This window comes from Streptomyces sp. SA15 (assembly GCF_002291145.1).
Lineage (GTDB): Bacteria > Actinomycetota > Actinomycetes > Streptomycetales > Streptomycetaceae > Streptomyces.
This window is the reverse complement of the sequence record NZ_NTGE01000169.1, coordinates 1-15449: the sequence shown is the minus strand read 5'-3', so window position 1 is coordinate 15449 and position 15449 is coordinate 1. Positions and strand designations below refer to the sequence as shown.

Genomic DNA, 15449 nt, shown 5'->3' with positions numbered 1-15449 from the left:
GGTCAGGGGCATGACAGAGTGAGGTACGGCGCCCAGGGCGCCGACCTGATGCGAGGGCACCGCCCGTCAGCGGAGCCGGTACCGCTCCTCCACGGCGACGGCCGCCGCCGCGACGGCCCCCAGGACGGGGACCGCCAGCGGCGCGACGAACCAGGCGGACACGGCCACCACGGCCAGCCCGCCGATGATCAGGAAGGACCCGGCAGGGTCGAGCACGGTACGGCGGCCGGCCTGAGCGAGCAGGGCGCGCCAGGAGGCACCCGGCGTCCAGACGGCCGCCGCGCGCAGCAGGGCGACGGCGAGCCCGATCAGCGCGAAGATGCCGACGGCCCCCACGAACGGCCCACCGGGCAGCCCGGCCTGCGCGGCCAGGACATCCACCCAGACCGCGGCGGCCGCCGCCCACCCGGCGAGCCCGACGACCCACCCGCCGCGCACGGCCCTCCGGAAGTCCGCGACGAACTCCCGCCAGCCACCGCCCTCGTGGGCCGTACGACGCCGCAGGTGCCGTGCGCCGGCGGCGAAGGCCGCGGGGTAGGTGACGACCCCGAGACAGGCCACGGCGATCCACACGCCCGTGAGCAGACACTCGGCGAAGACTGCGAAGCGCTCGCCGAACACGGACTCCTTGCGCGGGGAGCGGGCCTTCACGCGTGCTTGCGCCATGGTGACCGCCTCAGCCCTTCAGTCCGGAGGTCGCCATACCGTCGATGAGGTAGCGCTGGAAGGCCATGAAGAAGGCGATGACCGGAACCAGCGCCACCAGCGACATCGCGATCATGCTGCCGTAGTTGGAGATGCCCTCCTGGTCGCGGAACATCATCAGGCCGAGCGAAACGGTGTACTTCTCGGGGGTGTTGAGGTAGATCAACGGTCCCATGAAGTCGTTCCAGGCGTTGATGAAGGTGAAGATCGCGCTGGTGATGAGCGCGGGCCGGCTCAGTGGCAGCACGATCGACCAGTAGGTGCGCAGATGCCCGCAGCCGTCGAGCTTGGCGGCCTCGTCCAGCTCCTTGGGGAGCCCGCGCATGAACTGCACCATCAGGAACACGAAGAAGGCTTCCGTGGCAAGGAACTTGCCCGCGACGAGCGGCACCAGGGTGTCGGTGAGCTCGAGGTTGCGGAAGAGCACGTACTGCGGGATGAGCAGCACGTGGTACGGCAGCAGCAGCGTGCCGATCATCAGCGTGAAGAGCAGGTTCCGTCCGGCGAACCGGATCTTGGCGAAGGCGTAGGCGGTCAGGGAGCTGGACAGCACCACGCCGACCACGGCCAGGACCGCGTACATCAGCGAGTTGGTGAAGAAGCTGGTGATGGAGATGCCCGAGATGCCGTCGGCAAGCCCGGAGAAGTTCGCCCAGACCGGCTTGGTGGGCAACAGGTCGAGGCTGGCGATGATGTCCTTGCTCGGCTTGAACGAGGCGCCGACCACCCAGATCACGGGATACAGGACGACCGCGAGGACGACGAGTGCGCCCACGTGCCAGGCGATCGATCCGGTGCGCCGCCGCTCGTTGGCGGTGCGCAGGGCAGGGCTGGTGGCACTGGTCACTTGGCGGCCTCCTCGTAGTGCACCCACTTCTTCTGCGACCAGAACAGGACCGCCGTGACGAGCGCCACCGCGATCACCAGCGTCCAGGCCATCGCGGAGGCGAAGCCCATCTGGGCCTCCTTGAAGCCCTTCTGATAGAGGTAACAGGTGTAGACGAGCGTGGCGTCGGCGGGCCCGCACCGGGTGTCGGAGACGACGTAGGCGGATCCGAACACCTGGAACGCGTGGATGGACTCCAGCAGCACGTTGAAGAACAGCACCGGGGAGATCATCGGCAGCGTGATGTTCCAGAACCGCCGGAGGGGACCCGCCCCGTCCACCTCGGCAGCCTCGTACAGCTCCTGCGGGACCTGCTTGAGGCCGGCCAGGAAGATGACCATGGGCGCGCCGAACTGCCAGATACTCAGGGCCACCAGGGCGTAGATCACGTAGTCCGGGTTGCCGATCCAGCCGCCCACGTCGAAACCGAAGATCTTCTGCGTACGGTCCACGATCGCGTCGTCCGAGAACAGCGCCCGCCACACGAAGCCCACGGAGACGCTGGCACCGATGAGCGAGGGCATGTAGAACGCGGCCCGGTACAGGCCCTGTCCGCGCCGACTCTGCGCGAGCAGCAGCGCGACGCCGAGCGCGAGCAGCAGCTTCAGCGGTGTGGCCACGACGACGTACTTCAGCGTGACCTCGACCGACTTCTGCCAGCGCGGGTCCTGGAACATCGTCGTGAAGTTGTCCAGCCCCACCCACTGGGGCGGCGTGAACAGGTTGTAGCTGGTGAACGCGTAGTACAGCGACGCGATCATCGGCCCCGCCGTGAGCAGCAGGAACCCCGCGATCCACGGCGACATGAAGAGATAGCCGGCGAGGTTCTCGCGGCGCCGCCCGCGCCGCCCGGCGGCGGGAGCGGCGGACCGCTTCCCGGCCGGGCGCACGGGCGCTTCCTTGACGAGCGTCATGGTGGTACGTCCCCTCAGCCCGCGAACGCGGCCTTGGCCTCGCTGAACAGCGCCTTCGCGGCGTCGGCCGGCTTGCTCTTGCCCTGGGCGACCTCACCGCCGAGACGCAGGAACGCCGCCTCGATGACGTCCGTGCCGGACGGGTGCGGGGTGATCTTCCCGAGGACGCCGGCCGCGGCGACCTCCTCCTCGTACGCCTTGACGCCCTTGTTGTTGTCGTCGGTGGGCGTGAAGGCCTCGTACTGCTCGGTCGTGGCGAGGATGCCTCGGTCGTAGCCCATGATCTTGCCGACCTCGGGGTCATGGACCATGAAGCTGATGAACTGGGCGACTTCCTTGGGGTGCTTGGTCCCGGAGAAGGCACTCATCATCAGCGAACCGAGGTACTGGCCGGTGTTCTTGCCGTCCGTGGTGGGGATCGGCGCGAGCCCGTAGTCGGACTCGCCCTCACCCTCGTAGCGGATGGAGAAGTTGTCCCAGGTGAACTCGGACGCGGCGAGCCCCGCCGACAGACCGGACTTCGGCTTGACCTGCTCGATCTTCTTCGGGTCGGCGACGAGCCCGGACCTCACGCGCTTGTAGCCGTCCTCCCACCACTGCGTCAGATCATCCTCGGTGAAGCCGAGATCGGTGTCGGTGAAGAAGGCCTTGCCGTTCTGACGCAGATACAGGTCGTAGAGATACATGATGCTGAAGTAGCCGGTGTCACCGGCGATCTTCAGCTTGTCCTGGATCGTCTGGAGCGCGTCGAAGTACTCGTCCCAGGTCCAGCCGAACTTCGCCTCGACGCCCGCCTTCTCGAAGGCCTTGCGGTCGATGACGAGCGCCATGGTGTTGGCGCCGACGGGTATGCCGATCTGCTTGCCGTCAACCTGACCGTTCGCCAGAACGCCGTTGCGGAAGTTCTTCAGGTCCAGGTTCCCGGCGTCCGCCTGCGCCTTGAGATCCATCAGAACGCCGCGCTTGTCGTACTTGCGCAGAAAGCCGACCGCATTCTGGAAAACGTCCGGCGGATTCCCGCCGGAGGCCTGGGTCTGGAACTTCTCCCAGAACGCCTCGTAGTCGGTGAATTCAGGCTTGATCTTGATCTTCGGGTACTTCTTCTCGAAGAGCGCGATCGTCTTCTTGATGGCGATGGTGCGCGGCTCCCCGCCCCACCACGCGTAACGGAGTGTCACCGTCCCGTCTCCGGAACCGCTCTCACCACCGCACGCGGTCGTCGCTCCCAGCCCGAGCGTGGCAGCCGAGGCCCCGGCCACCTTCAGGATCGTTCGCCTCTCAACATTCCTGCTGGTTCCCATGGTTGGGCCCCCTCCCCGCAGCGTCATTGCCGCCTGCATGAATCGTTTCAAGTAAGCGCTTGCTGGCACAAGCTACGGAGGGCTTCGGGGTGCGTCAATGATTCGGACAGGAATTTCTTGGGGCGCGACTCGGCGATCTGACGTTCCGTCGGAGGCGGGTCGGGCGACGGTCGGGGCAATGCCGCAGGTGAGGCGGGTGCGATCGGTGGGCCGAACGCGAACCGACCTTCCACAGCCGGTTCTTGCTCGGCCAAAAATCGCCGGACGCCACAGGCCTGCCCGAGGGGTGGGAAGCCCACCCGAGAGGTGCGCACACGTCGGCGGCCCGCCTGCTCTGTCGCAGACGGGCCGCCGATCCGGGTGGGCGATACTGGGTTCGAACCAGTGACCTCTTCGGTGTGAACGAAGCGCTCTCCCACTGAGCTAATCGCCCGGACGCAGGAAGAACATTACCGCATGTCAGGGGGTGCGGGTGACCCGTGCCGACCGGACGGCGCACCCCCGTCACGGATCACTGGTCCTTGATCTTCCAGGGCATCACTGAACCGAACTTCACCAGGTAGATCCCGACGATCACGCCTACGATCACGAGCCCGATCGTCGTCAGGATGATGTTGCGCCGCCGCACCTTCGGGTCCAGGGCGCGCGAGGCTGCCTCGGTGACCTTGCGCTTGGTCCAGCGCAGCACCAGCTGGGCCCAGACGAACTCGGTCGCCCAGATCGCCATGCCGCCGAAGATCACGACCCAGCCCGGGCCGGGCAGCGGCAGCATGATGATACCCACGACCACGACCGCGAGCCCGATGATGAAGACGCAGACCTGCCAGCTCAGGTGCAGCAGACGGCGCGCCTTGATGAATTCGGGTGCTCTGGAGCCGAGCCCCTGCTCGCTCTTCACCCCGTCAGTCTTGGTCTCGTCCGCAGCCACGGCAACGACCTCGCCCGGCTCGTCACTCCCCGTATTCATACGGCCAAACCCTACCGGACGTAAACCGGTCACCGGAATGGCCGTACGGGACGAACGTACTCTCGGCCGGAAGAGTTACGTAAAGACACGCAAAACGCTCAGAGGGGTTTACAACGGCACCGTAGGTGGCATGTCGATTTCGCCGACGTGCGAATCCCCGAGCGCACACTGAGCGAAAGGCCCTGGCGCTTATGAACACCACGGTCAGCTGCGAGCTGCACCTGCGCCTCGTTGTGTCGAGCGAGTCCTCCCTGCCTGTCCCCGCAGGCCTGCGGTACGACACGGCCGACCCCTACGCCGTGCACGCCACCTTCCACACCGGAGCCGAGGAGACCGTCGAGTGGGTGTTCGCCCGCGACCTCCTCGCGGAGGGCCTCCACCGGCCCACCGGCACCGGCGATGTTCGCGTCTGGCCGTCGCGCAGCCACGGTCAGGGCGTCGTCTGCATCGCCCTGAGCTCTCCGGAGGGCGAGGCCCTGCTCGAGGCCCCGGCGCGGGCCCTGGAGTCCTTCCTGAAGCGGACGGACGCGGCTGTGCCTCCCGGCACGGAACACCGGCATTTCGATCTCGATCAGGAGCTCTCGCACATCCTGGCGGAGAGCTAGGGCGAGGGCACACAGAGCCGCCCGGCGCCGTCCACTCGGGGAGACGGCTCGGGCTCAGACAGCCGTATACGGCGAGGATCGGCGCCGCGCCCTTTGCGGGGGCGGCGCCGATGCGTGTGTGCGGGCGCCGGGTTTCCGGTGCCCGGGGTTTCAGGTGCCCGTTGGTGCCAGGTGCCCGGTATGGGGGCTGGGCGGGGGTGGGTCGCGCGGCCCGGCGCTTACGGGCTGCCGCCCGTTTGGGGTCGGGAGCCGCCCATGGGGCCCCCAGGCCCTCAAGGCACCCTCGAGGCACTGGGGGGAGGCACGACTGCCCGTAGCCTGACGACTACGGGATCGGCCGTCGGCAGGCCGTGCAGCTCGGAACGGGCCGTTCCACGGGTGCTTCCTCTTCGGGCGAGCCATTACCATCGGCCTGCATCGGCGGGCGCACGCCCGACCCCCAGGCCAGGGAGCGAAACGTGCTGATCACCCACGACACCCGGTGCGCGCTCGACACCGTGGTGGATCTGGTGAACACCGCGCCGGAGGACGACGCGGCGCCCGACGCACTGCCGGACGTCGCGGCCCTCGAGGATTTCGTACGAAACCACGAAATCAGTGATGTGGGGACGCTCTCGGAGTTCGATCTCTCGGCGGTGCGCAAGATCCGCGGACGCTTCGCAGCGGTCTTCGCCGCTCCGAACCCCCGGGCCGCCGCCGCGCTGATCAACGATCTGGTCGCCGCCGCCGGCACCACCCCCCGTCTCACGGACCACGACGGTTACGACTGGCATGTGCACTACTTCGCCCCCGGCGCCTCCGTCGCGGATCACCTGGCGGCCGACTGCGGGATGGCACTCGCGTTCTTCGTGGTGGCCGGCGAGCAGGAGCGGCTGCGCCGCTGCGAGGCGCCCGACTGCCGACGGGCCTTCGTGGACCTCTCGCGCAACCGCTCGCGGCGCTACTGCGACAGCCGGACCTGTGGAAACCGTCTGCACGTGGCCGCATACCGGGCGCGGCGCAAGGAAGCGGCCGGCTGACGTCCGGGCGACACGCCAGGACCGACAACAGAAGTGTCGACGTGGTCCCCGGCGGGTGGCGCCGGGAACCACGGGTACGGCTCACAGCAACAGCAGGTCGTGCAGCGCAGCCGTGAGCAGCAGACACCCGATCACCGCAAGGAAGATCATCAGCGGTGGCTGGGAAAGGGCGAAGAGGCATCCGCGCGGCTCGTCCTGCGGCGGCGCGGCATCGCTCTGTGTCGTGTCCAGCATCTCGCGGCGATGATGACGCAGTCGGCACTCCCGGCGCGATCAACACGCCCGTAATGAGCGGGAGTTCGCCGGATTCCGTGATGTCCGGTTCGGGTCGTGATCACTTCCGGACGCGCGGGAGCCCACTGTGTCGTTTCAGTCCGTCATGCGGACGTCATATGCCGTCTTCCGCGAAGGTCATATGCCGTGCTTCTTCAGGATGGCCTCGATGTCGCTGAAGTCGTCCGTGGCGGTCTCGGCGCGGGGCTTGCCCGCGGGCCGGGCCGACGGGCGGGAGCCCGCCGCCAGAGAGGGCGCCGAAGCCGCCGGAGCCACGGCCTCCCGCTGGGCGGCGCTCTTGGCCGCCTTGCGCTCCTTGCGGGTGCCGCCGCGCCGGCGCTCCACGGCACGTGTGGTCGCGAACAGCATCCAGGACAGGCCGAGCACTCCGAAGCCCGCCCAGGCCGTCGGGCTGAAGGCGGTGTCCGCCAGCCATTCGACGACGCCGGTCATGACCAGGCCGATCGGGACGAGTGAGTACGCGGCGATGCGGGCGGCTGTGAGGAAGCGCTTGCGGTACGCCGTGACCACCGCGATGCCCAGGCCTGCCGCGGAGACGGCGGAACAGACGGTCTCGGCAATCATCCGGTCCTCCAGGCAGGGTTCGGTCGGGCAGGGGCCACTTCGTCCCTTCCATCCTGCACCCGCCGCGCCCCGCCGGGCCATCCTCCGGCCGGACATCAGGGACATCTCCGGGTCGGCTCCTCCGCAGGTGCCGGTCGAGGTCGTACAACTCGACGGGCCGCCGGACGCCGAGGTCCGATTGGGCCGTCCGGGGCAGGGCCTGTTTCGGAAGTGGCGCCTGCCGGGCGACGCCTGGCCCGCCCTCCGGGCGGACGACGCCACTTCCGACACAGGCCCTGGGGCTGGGAGACTGTGACCATGAGCGACTCCTCTCCCGCCCGTCCCGCCGTCCCCGTGCTCGACGTCTGGTGCGACCTCCAGTGCCCGGACTGTCGCAGCGCCCTGGACGACCTGCGCGCTCTGCGCGCCCGCTACGGCGACCGGCTGGAACTGCGGCTGCGGCACTTCCCGCTGGAGAAGAACAAGCACGCCTTCGCCGCCGCACAGGCCGCCGAGGAGGCCGCGGAGCAGGGGCAGGGCTGGGCGTACGTCGAGGCCGTGCTGGGCCGGGTGGAGGAACTGGGCCGTAAGGGAGAACCCTTCCTGGTCGAGGTCGCCCGTGAACTCGGTCTGGACGCCGAGGAGTTCGACACCGCGCTGATCGACGGCCGGCACATCCTGATCGTGGACGCCGACCAGGCCGAGGGCAAGGCGATCGGCGTGACCGGCACCCCCACGTACGTCATCGGCGGCGAGCGTCTCGACGGCGGCAAGAGCCAGGAGGGGCTGCGCGAGCGTGTCGAGGAGATCGCGGACCGGTTGCTGGCTCAGTGACCTCAGAGCAGGTTCTTGTACATGGAGTACCGCACCGGGACGTAGCCGAGTGACTCGTACAACCGCTCGGCCGGGGTGTTGCCCGTGAAGACGTTGAGGCCGAGGACGCGCTTTCCGGCGGCCACCGCCTGGACCTCGGCCAGCAGCATCAGAGAACGGCCGTGTCCCCGGCCGCGGAAACGCGCGGCGGCCTCGACGTCGTAGACGTACGCCCTCTCCTCCTCAAGCGCCACCCAGAGCGTGCCCACTCGGGTGCCCTCGTGCTCGAGGACGCTCAGCAGCACACCCGGGGTCCCGGGCCCCTGCGGCAGCAGCCGCGCGTGGTCCCTCTCGGACTTGGCCCGTGCCTCGTCCGCGGGGACGCCGCGGTCGATCCAGCTCTGCGCGTACTTCTCCTTGCCGTGTTCGAGCCACGGCCCGTACTCGGTCCCGGTCAGGGGTCTGCCCCGGCTGCCCTTCGGCAGTTCGGGCGCGGTCGTGCCAAGGTGTTTCTCCATGCCGCGGTTGCGCTGCACGTAGCCGAGGGCCGTGGCGAGCCGCAGCGCGGCCTCCGCCTCGGCGGGCACGGAGATGTCGATCCGCTTGCAGCCCCAGCCCCGTGCCACTTCTTCGGCGGCGAGCGCGGCCACTGTGCCCCGGCCGCGCCGACGGTCCGGTTCCTCGATGCGCAGGTCTTCGATCCGGGCGACGGCGGGCTCGAAGACAGGGTGCGTCGACAGGTGTATCGCTCCGACGGGACGGCTGTTCACGCACACCTGGTAGTGGCGGGACAGCACCCCGTCGGCGGCACGCTGGAGCGGCTCGGTGGGCCGCAGGGTCGTGGTCATCATCGGTGTTCTACCCGCTGCGGCGCTCCGGGTCAGCCCAATATGTGCGGCCGCCCCATATGTGCGGCCTTTACGGATCGAGGTCGTCCCCGGACCGCTCGTCGAAGATCCGCATGGCCTTTGCGGTCACCGGGCCCGGCGCGCTCGGCAGTTCACGGTCGTCGACCCGGTGCACGGCCTGGACGTCCCGCAGCGTGGAGGTGAGGAAGATCTCCTCAGCCTGTTCCAGGACGTCCAGTGGCAGGTCGGTCTCCCTCGCGCCCGTCCACTCGACGGCCAGGGCGCGGGTGATGCCCGCGAGGCAGCCGGAGGCGAGCGGCGGGGTGTGGATCTCGCCGTCGAGGACGACGAAGACGTTCGACCCGGTGCCCTCGCAGAGCTGTCCGACGGTGTTGCCGAACAACGCCTCGGTGGCGCCGCGTTCACGGGCCCGGGCGAGGGCGACGACGTTCTCCGCGTACGAGGTCGTCTTGAGGCCGGTGAGCGCGCCGCGCTCGTTGCGGGTCCAGGGGACCGTGATCACGGCCGTGGAGTCGGGCCGCCGGGCGGACGCGCCGAGGGCGACCACGAGGGTGGGGCCCTGGACACCGCGGTCGGAGCCGAGCGGGCCGTGGCCGCCGGTGTACGTGATGCGCAGCCGGCCCAGCGGCATCGGGTTGGCGTCCAGGACGGCGGCGCAGGCGCGGCGAACCTCGTCGTGGTCGGGGTCGGGCAGGCCCAGGCCGCGCGCGGAGCGGGTCAGCCGGTCGAGGTGCCGGGTGAGCGCGAACGGCTTCCCGTCCATCGCCTTCACCGTCTCGAAGATGCCGTCGCCCACGGTCAGCCCGTGGTCGAAGACGGATACGCGGGCGGCTTTGACGTCCTGCAGCCCGCCGTCGAGCCATAGCTTCACTGGTCTCTTCCTCGCAAGTCAGTACCGGGGGCGTCGCAGCGGCCGGGGGTCCGGCCCGCGGTGGAACCGCTATGAGGTGCTGCGTCCCCCGGGCCGGCACAGCACGTCGTCAGACCCTCTCCGCTCACCTCGTATGTCCCCGACGCTACCGCGAGGAGCCGGGCCGCCTTCAGTTCGGTCTCCTGCCACTCGCTCTCGGGATCGGAACCCCAGGTGATGCCGGCACCGGTGCCGAAACGCAGCACGCCCGCCTCCCGGTCGATCCAGAAGGTGCGGATGCCCACGGCCAGCTCACCGACGCCCCGGTCCGCGTCCACCCAGCCGATCCCGCCGCAGTACGGACCTCTGGGCGCCGTCTCCAGCGCCTCGATGATCCGCAGGGCGCTCGACTTGGGCGCCCCGGTGACCGAGCCGGGGGGGAATGCGGCGGTCAGCAGCTCCGGCCAGCCGGCACTCTCGCGCAGCTCGCCGCGGACGGTCGACACGAGGTGGACCAGGCCGGGGTGCTTCTCCACGGCGCACAGATCGGGGACGGTCACGCTGCCGGTGGCGCAGACGCGACCGATGTCATTGCGGACGAGGTCCACGATCATCACGTTCTCGGCGTAGTCCTTGTCCAGGAGGTCCGCCTCGGTACGCCCTGTGCCCTTGATCGGGCCGGACTCGACGACCCGGCCCTCGCGGCGCAGGAACAGCTCGGGGGACGCGGTGGCTATCTCCACGCCGTGACCGGGCAGGCGGATCGTTCCTGCGTACGGCGCCGGGTTGCCGCGGGCCAACAGGGCGGTGAGGGCGTCCACGTCGGCGTCCGGTGGCACGGGCGCGGACAGCACCCGGCAGAGGTTCGCCTGGTAGACCTCGCCGGCGGCGATGTGCTCACGGATGCGCCGCACGCCGGCCGTGTACGCGGCGCGGTCGAGGGAGGACATCCAGTCACCGGCGGTCGGCCCCCGCCACTCCCCCCGCACCGGGGTGGGCACGGGCTCCTCACGTACGTCCCTGAAGCGGGCGCAGGTCACACGGCCCTCGTAGTCGGCGCAAACCGCCCAGAAACCGGTGGAGTCCAGGGCCGCGGTATCGCCGGTGACGTCGAGGAGCCCCGTGGCGACACGGTCACCGAAACGAGCGAGAGGAGGCAGGTTGGGCACGCAGCCGAGTCTATGGCGGGTGTCCCGCGGGTGACCTCGTCGTGACCCTCCGGGTGTCCTGAGCAGGCCCGTGAGCAGGCGTAGCGCAGCACGCTGCGCAAACGCGTTTTTGTCCTGGACCCGGAATCCGCTAGAGTTCACCACGTCGCCGGAACGCGTAAGCCGACCGAAACGACAGGCGGACGTAGCTCAGTTGGTAGAGCGCAACCTTGCCAAGGTTGAGGTCGCGAGTTCGAACCTCGTCGTCCGCTCGAAGGAAGAAGGGGATCTTCCCGTTCCCCGCACTCCTGGTGGAGTGGCCGAGAGGCGAGGCAACGGCCTGCAAAGCCGTCTACACGGGTTCAAATCCCGTCTCCACCTCCAAGGACGATTAGCTCAGCGGGAGAGCGCTTCCCTGACACGGAAGAGGTCACTGGTTCAATCCCAGTATCGTCCACTGGATCTTCCAGCATGTACGGCAAGATCCGGCCCCGCGCGATTAGCTCAGCGGGAGAGCGCTTCCCTGACACGGAAGAGGTCACTGGTTCAATCCCAGTATCGCGCACGCAGTACCCGGGACGATTAGCTCAGCGGGAGAGCGCTTCCCTGACACGGAAGAGGTCACTGGTTCAATCCCAGTATCGTCCACACACCGAAGCCCCCGGCCCTGCGGCCGGGGGCTTCTTCGTCTGCCGGTCGGCTCTCGGCTCTCAGCTGGAGAACAGCATGCGGCCGAAGCCCCGGTCGCGGTGGTGACCATGGTGCCCACCATGGTGGCCGCCGTGCGGGGCGCCCCAAGCGGGGGCGGCATGGCCGCCGGGCGCGGCCGGGTACTGCGGAGCGGCCGGGGGCGGCGGGACGGCGGGCCCGGACCACTGGGACTCCAGGCGGGTCAGCGCCTCCAGCTCGCCGTAGTCGAGGAAAATGCCGCGGCAGCCGCTGCACTGCTCGATCTGAACGCCGTTGCGGTTGTACGTGTGCATCGGCGCATGGCACTTCGGACACTGCATGGTCGGCTCAACTCCTCGCCGGTCGGTCCTGCTTCGCGTTTCGCCAGGACAGACTCTGTCCGGCTGCGGTCGGTTGCACCCTACGTCGGGAAACCTCGCGCCAAGTCCGGCGGGGTGGAACTCATTCGGTCGCAGGCGTCGACCAAGGCCTGCTCCACCTCGTCCAGGGCATGGCCCGCCGCGGCCGCCTTGGCGATCGACCGGGCGGCGGTCTGCACGGTGAGCGCGCGGGCGGGGACGTCGAGTGCCGGCCAGGGGTCGCCGTGCGCGGGGACGGCCGGGCCACCCGCCACGCGGTATGCGGTCAGGAAGCGGGTCCACTCGTCGAGCGGGAGCAGCCCGCAGGCGTACCAGGCCGCGGGGCGGGCCAGGTCCCAGGCGGGGACGCCGACGCCGAGATCGTCGACGTCGATGAGCAGCCAGGGGCCGTTGGGGGCGGGGTGGCGAACGAGCTGGCCGAGGTGGAGGTCGCCGTGGCAGAGGGTGGTGGTGTCCGGCATGGGGCCCTCGGCCCGGGCCCAGGCGGGGAGGGTGGACCAGGCGCGGAGGACGGGGGCGGTGGCGGTGACGGTCGCCGTCGCCCGGAGGCGGGCGACGGCCCGGGCCGCTTTGGCGGGGCCGCGCATGGGAGGCAGGGCCGGCGCGGGGGTGCGGTGGAGGTGGGCGAGGAGGGTGGCGGCGGACTCCCAGGGGGCCGCGTCCGGGTCTTCCGGGTCCACAGGGGTGCCGTACGGCCAGAACGTGACGAGTCGGCCGTGCAGGTCGACCGGCGTCGGGCTGAGCGGGGGCAGGAGGATGCCGGGGAGGTGAGTCGCGACGGTGAGGCGAGGCGCCAGATCGGTCCTGGCCATGTCCGGGGCGTGGGCCTTGGCGACGGTGTCGGCGTGCCGGACGACTGTGGCGTCGGGGCGGTCGGCGAGCGTGCCGGTTGCTCCGCAGGGGCAGGCGGGTGCTGCCGAGTGGGCCTTGGCCCTGACTCGGGCGGTGAGGTCGGAGAGGAGGGTGCTTGAGATCACGGGGCTCCTGGAGCGGACGGGGCTGGTGCTGAGGGTACGCAGGCTGCTGGGCCGGAGTTGCCAGGTGCCCGGCGTTGGCCTCGCTGGGGGCTCCGCCCCCAGACCCCCGGACCTATGCCCACCCACCACCCGACTCGGTCGGCCAAGAGGTGACCCTCGAAGGAAACCGCATGAACCGCAACCAATAATTGAGGAACCCCCACGAACAGCAACCACGTCCGCGAGAGCGGCGCCGGTTTAGGCGCAGAGCACAGCAATGCCGGCGCAGCTCCCCAGCTGCGCCGGCATTTGTGCCGTCCGCCGCACCCCCGTCCCCACGGGGTTTCATGGGTGGATGTCCCCGCCCGGACCGCTCTTCCGGGCCTGGGGTCGCCGCTCAGCGCCCCAGCATCACTCCCACGGACGACGCCTGTGTCGCCACTGTCTCCCAGCCGTCGAAGACGACGAGGAGCAGTGCCGCCAGGGGAAGAGCCATGAGCGTCGCCACCAGCGGGTGGCGGCGACCCGTGCGGCGGGTGCGGAACGCCGCGCGCTCCTGCCTGCGGATCATCGTCCGCGATGCCGTCTGGGCCATGGTCCCTCTCCTGACCGTTCTCAGTTGTGGTTGGCAGCGGCGGGTGTCTGACCTCGGGGGACGAGTGCTGCACCCGCCGCTTGACCTCAAATCTAGGCGGCCGGGCCTCCACGGGCGTCATGCCCTCGTACCGATTGCCGGGCCTCCCGGAGGATGAGCCATGACCTGCGGAGTACTCCCCTGGGTGGAGACGACGTCCTAGGTCTCGGGGTCTTCCCGGAGGGGGCGTCCGCTGTGCCCCGATTTCTCCGAGCTGTCCTCCCGGGGAACCGGCTGTTCCACCAGCGCCAGGACCCGGTTCGCCATGAATCGGGCCGTACGCACGACGGTGCCGCTGCGGGTGACTTCGCTCACTTCCACCACGCCTCGGCGCACCGCCGTCTCCACGCGGCGGCCCGCCCGGCTCGCCACCACCTCGTACGTACGCGTCGTGTCCCCGGCATCCACGACTATCTCCACACGATCACCCTTCATGGGCTCAATCCCCCTTCTGCGGCGGGTGGTTGGGATCGCCCGCAGGCCGAAGTCGGCCTGCTCACCCACTCCCTGACCACCTTTCAAGTGTCCCACCCGGCACTGACAATCCATCGCCCCGAGAGGGCGCGGCCTCTGCGCGCAGCGGGCCGTGGAAACGTAAGCTGTGCCACGTCACACGGACCGGGCAGCGGGGATGAACATGGCGATGATGCGCCTGAGGCGCGAGGACCCGCGCGTCGTCGGCTCGTTCAGGCTTCACAGACGGCTCGGCGCGGGGGGAATGGGCGTTGTCTACCTGGGCTCCGACCGGAAGGGCCAGCGGGTCGCGCTGAAGGTGATCCGGCCGGATCTGGCGGAGGATCAGGAGTTCCGCTCGCGGTTCGCGCGTGAGGTCTCGGCGGCACGGCGGATCCGCGGTGGGTGCACGGCGCGGCTGGTCGCCGCCGACCTGGAGGCGGACCGGCCGTGGTTCGCCACGCAGTACGTGCCCGGCCCCTCCCTGCACGACAAGGTGGCCGGCGAGGGGGCGCTGGGCGCGGCCGACGTCGCCGCGATCGGCGCCGCCCTGTCGGAGGGACTGGTCGCCGTGCACGAGGCCGGGGTCGTGCACCGGGACCTGAAGCCGTCCAACATCCTGCTGTCCCCCAAGGGCCCGCGGATCATCGACTTCGGCATCGCCTGGGCGACCGGGGCCTCGACGCTCACCCACGTCGGCACGGCGGTCGGCTCCCCCGGCTTCCTCGCCCCCGAGCAGGTGCGCGGCGCCGCGGTGACGCCCGCCACGGACGTGTTCTCCCTCGGCGCGACGCTGGCGTACGCGTCGATGGGCGACTCGCCCTTCGGGCACGGCAGCTCCGAGGTGATGCTGTACCGCGTGGTGCACGAGGAGCCCCAACTGCACGGCGTACCGGACGCACTGGCTCCGCTGGTGCGTGCGTGTCTGGCGAAGGACCCCGAGGAGCGGCCCAGCACGCTCCAGCTGTCGCTGCGCCTGAAGGAGATCGCAGCCCGGGAGGCGCAGGGGCTGGCGGACGTACGTCCGCCGGCGCCGCGCGGCGGTGAGGCGGACCGGCCCACCGGGCGGCTCGCCGACGCCTACCCGGAGCGAGCGCCGCAGCGGCGTCCGCATGGACAGCAGGGCACCCAGGGTGCGCCGGGGACGCACGGCGTACCGGACGCACTGGCTCCGCTGGTGCGTGCGTGTCTGGCGAAGGACCCCGAGGAGCGGCCCAGCACGCTCCAGCTGTCGCTGCGCCTGAAGGAGATCGCAGCCCGGGAGGCGCAGGGGCTGGCGGACGTACGTCCGCCGGCGCCGCGCGGCGGTGAGGCGGACCGGCCCACCGGGCGGCTCGCCGACGCCTACCCGGAGCGAGCGCCGCAGCGGCGTCCGCATGGACAGCAGGGCACCCAGGGTGCGCCGGGGACTCCCCCGCCGCGCAGTGGTGCGCCGTCGCGCGG

General features: G+C 70.0%; 18 protein-coding genes and 6 tRNA genes. 9 read left to right on the top strand and 15 right to left on the bottom strand.

The window, feature by feature from the left end; translation table 11 throughout:
- Positions 1-66 precede the first annotated feature (66 nt).
- From CLM62_RS37680 to CLM62_RS37655, 6 genes are all read right to left on the bottom strand, one after another.
- Positions 67-666: a hypothetical protein gene (locus CLM62_RS37680; RefSeq protein ID WP_095754391.1), complete on the bottom strand. Its 600-nt coding sequence runs from the start codon at positions 664-666 to the stop codon at positions 67-69.
- A 10-nt stretch (positions 667-676) separates the two neighbouring features.
- Positions 677-1552 carry a carbohydrate ABC transporter permease gene (locus CLM62_RS37675; RefSeq protein ID WP_095754390.1) on the bottom strand — a complete coding sequence of 292 codons (876 nt, stop codon included), beginning with the start codon at positions 1550-1552 and terminating at the stop codon, positions 677-679.
- Positions 1549-2505: a carbohydrate ABC transporter permease gene (locus CLM62_RS37670; protein WP_095754389.1), complete on the bottom strand. Its 957-nt coding sequence runs from the start codon at positions 2503-2505 to the stop codon at positions 1549-1551. Before CLM62_RS37670 ends, CLM62_RS37675 begins: the two co-directional genes overlap by 4 nt.
- 14 nt (positions 2506-2519) lie before the next feature.
- A complete protein-coding gene (locus tag CLM62_RS37665; protein WP_095754388.1) occupies positions 2520-3806 on the bottom strand; it encodes an ABC transporter substrate-binding protein in 1287 nt (428 codons plus the stop codon).
- A gap of 361 nt (positions 3807-4167) precedes the next feature.
- Positions 4168-4239 (bottom strand) — tRNA-Val (locus tag CLM62_RS37660).
- Positions 4240-4317: 78 nt separating this feature from the next.
- Positions 4318-4773, bottom strand: a complete 456-nt coding sequence (locus CLM62_RS37655) for a TIGR02611 family protein (protein WP_095754387.1) — start codon at positions 4771-4773, stop codon at positions 4318-4320.
- A gap of 191 nt (positions 4774-4964) precedes the next feature.
- On the opposite strand from CLM62_RS37655, the gene CLM62_RS37650 reads away from it, so the two are divergent.
- Positions 4965-5378 carry an SsgA family sporulation/cell division regulator gene (locus CLM62_RS37650; protein ID WP_004002642.1) on the top strand — a complete coding sequence of 138 codons (414 nt, stop codon included), beginning with the start codon at positions 4965-4967 and terminating at the stop codon, positions 5376-5378.
- Between the two features lie 458 nt (positions 5379-5836).
- Entirely contained in the window at positions 5837-6397 is a 561-nt protein-coding gene (locus CLM62_RS37645; protein ID WP_095754386.1) for a CGNR zinc finger domain-containing protein, read from the top strand.
- An 81-nt stretch (positions 6398-6478) separates the two neighbouring features.
- Here the strand turns inward: CLM62_RS37645 and CLM62_RS50435 are convergent, their stop codons facing one another.
- Positions 6479-6631, bottom strand: coding sequence for a hypothetical protein (locus tag CLM62_RS50435; RefSeq protein WP_164873000.1), 153 nt, complete (start codon positions 6629-6631; stop codon positions 6479-6481).
- A 177-nt stretch (positions 6632-6808) separates the two neighbouring features.
- Positions 6809-7255: a hypothetical protein gene (locus tag CLM62_RS37640; protein WP_095754385.1), complete on the bottom strand. Its 447-nt coding sequence runs from the start codon at positions 7253-7255 to the stop codon at positions 6809-6811.
- A gap of 297 nt (positions 7256-7552) precedes the next feature.
- Here CLM62_RS37640 and CLM62_RS37635 point away from each other — a divergent pair, with 297 nt between their 5' ends.
- On the top strand, positions 7553-8068 hold the full coding sequence (locus tag CLM62_RS37635) for a DsbA family protein (protein ID WP_095754384.1): 516 nt from the start codon (positions 7553-7555) through the stop codon (positions 8066-8068).
- A 2-nt stretch (positions 8069-8070) separates the two neighbouring features.
- On the opposite strand, the gene CLM62_RS37630 is transcribed toward CLM62_RS37635, so the two are convergent.
- The 3 genes from CLM62_RS37630 to CLM62_RS37620 form a co-directional block, all read right to left on the bottom strand.
- Complete coding sequence (locus CLM62_RS37630; protein ID WP_095754383.1) at positions 8071-8898, bottom strand: N-acetyltransferase; 828 nt, start codon at positions 8896-8898, stop codon at positions 8071-8073.
- A 67-nt stretch (positions 8899-8965) separates the two neighbouring features.
- Complete coding sequence (locus CLM62_RS37625; protein WP_095754382.1) at positions 8966-9787, bottom strand: aminotransferase class IV; 822 nt, start codon at positions 9785-9787, stop codon at positions 8966-8968.
- A complete protein-coding gene (locus CLM62_RS37620; RefSeq protein ID WP_095754381.1) occupies positions 9784-10935 on the bottom strand; it encodes a chorismate-binding protein in 1152 nt (383 codons plus the stop codon). Before CLM62_RS37620 ends, CLM62_RS37625 begins: the two co-directional genes overlap by 4 nt.
- Before the next feature lie 178 nt (positions 10936-11113).
- On the opposite strand from CLM62_RS37620, the gene CLM62_RS37615 reads away from it, so the two are divergent.
- The 5 genes from CLM62_RS37615 to CLM62_RS37595 all read left to right on the top strand — a co-directional run bounded on the left by CLM62_RS37615 (position 11114) and on the right by CLM62_RS37595 (position 11562).
- Positions 11114-11186 (top strand) — tRNA-Gly (locus CLM62_RS37615).
- 38 nt (positions 11187-11224) lie between these two features.
- Positions 11225-11298 (top strand) — tRNA-Cys (locus CLM62_RS37610).
- Between the two features lies 1 nt (position 11299).
- Positions 11300-11371: transfer RNA gene (locus tag CLM62_RS37605), tRNA-Val, on the top strand.
- A 36-nt stretch (positions 11372-11407) separates the two neighbouring features.
- Positions 11408-11479, top strand: a tRNA-Val gene (locus tag CLM62_RS37600).
- An 11-nt stretch (positions 11480-11490) separates the two neighbouring features.
- A tRNA-Val gene (locus tag CLM62_RS37595) sits at positions 11491-11562 on the top strand.
- Between the two features lie 62 nt (positions 11563-11624).
- On the opposite strand, the gene CLM62_RS37590 is transcribed toward CLM62_RS37595, so the two are convergent.
- From CLM62_RS37590 to CLM62_RS37575, 4 genes are all read right to left on the bottom strand, one after another.
- Positions 11625-11924, bottom strand: a complete 300-nt coding sequence (locus CLM62_RS37590; protein WP_095754380.1) for a zf-TFIIB domain-containing protein — start codon at positions 11922-11924, stop codon at positions 11625-11627.
- Positions 11925-12004: 80 nt separating this feature from the next.
- A complete protein-coding gene (locus CLM62_RS37585) occupies positions 12005-12940 on the bottom strand; it encodes a phosphotransferase family protein (RefSeq protein ID WP_095754379.1) in 936 nt (311 codons plus the stop codon).
- A 376-nt stretch (positions 12941-13316) separates the two neighbouring features.
- A complete protein-coding gene (locus CLM62_RS37580) occupies positions 13317-13514 on the bottom strand; it encodes a hypothetical protein (RefSeq protein WP_095754378.1) in 198 nt (65 codons plus the stop codon).
- 198 nt (positions 13515-13712) lie between these two features.
- Complete coding sequence (locus CLM62_RS37575) at positions 13713-13988, bottom strand: hypothetical protein (protein ID WP_095754460.1); 276 nt, start codon at positions 13986-13988, stop codon at positions 13713-13715.
- Between the two features lie 196 nt (positions 13989-14184).
- On the opposite strand from CLM62_RS37575, the gene CLM62_RS37570 reads away from it, so the two are divergent.
- On the top strand, positions 14185-15449 hold a 1265-nt coding region (locus CLM62_RS37570), incomplete at its 3' end, for a serine/threonine protein kinase (RefSeq protein WP_257004323.1).

Coding starts and splice junctions, on each gene's coding strand:
- CLM62_RS37680 (WP_095754391.1), bottom strand. CDS start 666: ATGGCGCAAGCACGCGTGAAGGCCCGCTCCCCGCGCAAGGAGTCCGTG.
- CLM62_RS37670 (WP_095754389.1), bottom strand. CDS start 2,505: ATGACGCTCGTCAAGGAAGCGCCCGTGCGCCCGGCCGGGAAGCGGTCC.
- CLM62_RS37665 (WP_095754388.1), bottom strand. CDS start 3,806: ATGGGAACCAGCAGGAATGTTGAGAGGCGAACGATCCTGAAGGTGGCC.
- CLM62_RS37655 (WP_095754387.1), bottom strand. CDS start 4,773: ATGAATACGGGGAGTGACGAGCCGGGCGAGGTCGTTGCCGTGGCTGCG.
- CLM62_RS37650 (WP_004002642.1), top strand. CDS start 4,965: ATGAACACCACGGTCAGCTGCGAGCTGCACCTGCGCCTCGTTGTGTCG.
- CLM62_RS50435 (WP_164873000.1), bottom strand. CDS start 6,631: ATGCTGGACACGACACAGAGCGATGCCGCGCCGCCGCAGGACGAGCCG.
- CLM62_RS37640 (WP_095754385.1), bottom strand. CDS start 7,255: ATGATTGCCGAGACCGTCTGTTCCGCCGTCTCCGCGGCAGGCCTGGGC.
- CLM62_RS37635 (WP_095754384.1), top strand. CDS start 7,553: ATGAGCGACTCCTCTCCCGCCCGTCCCGCCGTCCCCGTGCTCGACGTC.
- CLM62_RS37630 (WP_095754383.1), bottom strand. CDS start 8,898: ATGATGACCACGACCCTGCGGCCCACCGAGCCGCTCCAGCGTGCCGCC.
- CLM62_RS37590 (WP_095754380.1), bottom strand. CDS start 11,924: ATGCAGTGTCCGAAGTGCCATGCGCCGATGCACACGTACAACCGCAAC.
- CLM62_RS37580 (WP_095754378.1), bottom strand. CDS start 13,514: ATGGCCCAGACGGCATCGCGGACGATGATCCGCAGGCAGGAGCGCGCG.
- CLM62_RS37575 (WP_095754460.1), bottom strand. CDS start 13,988: ATGAAGGGTGATCGTGTGGAGATAGTCGTGGATGCCGGGGACACGACG.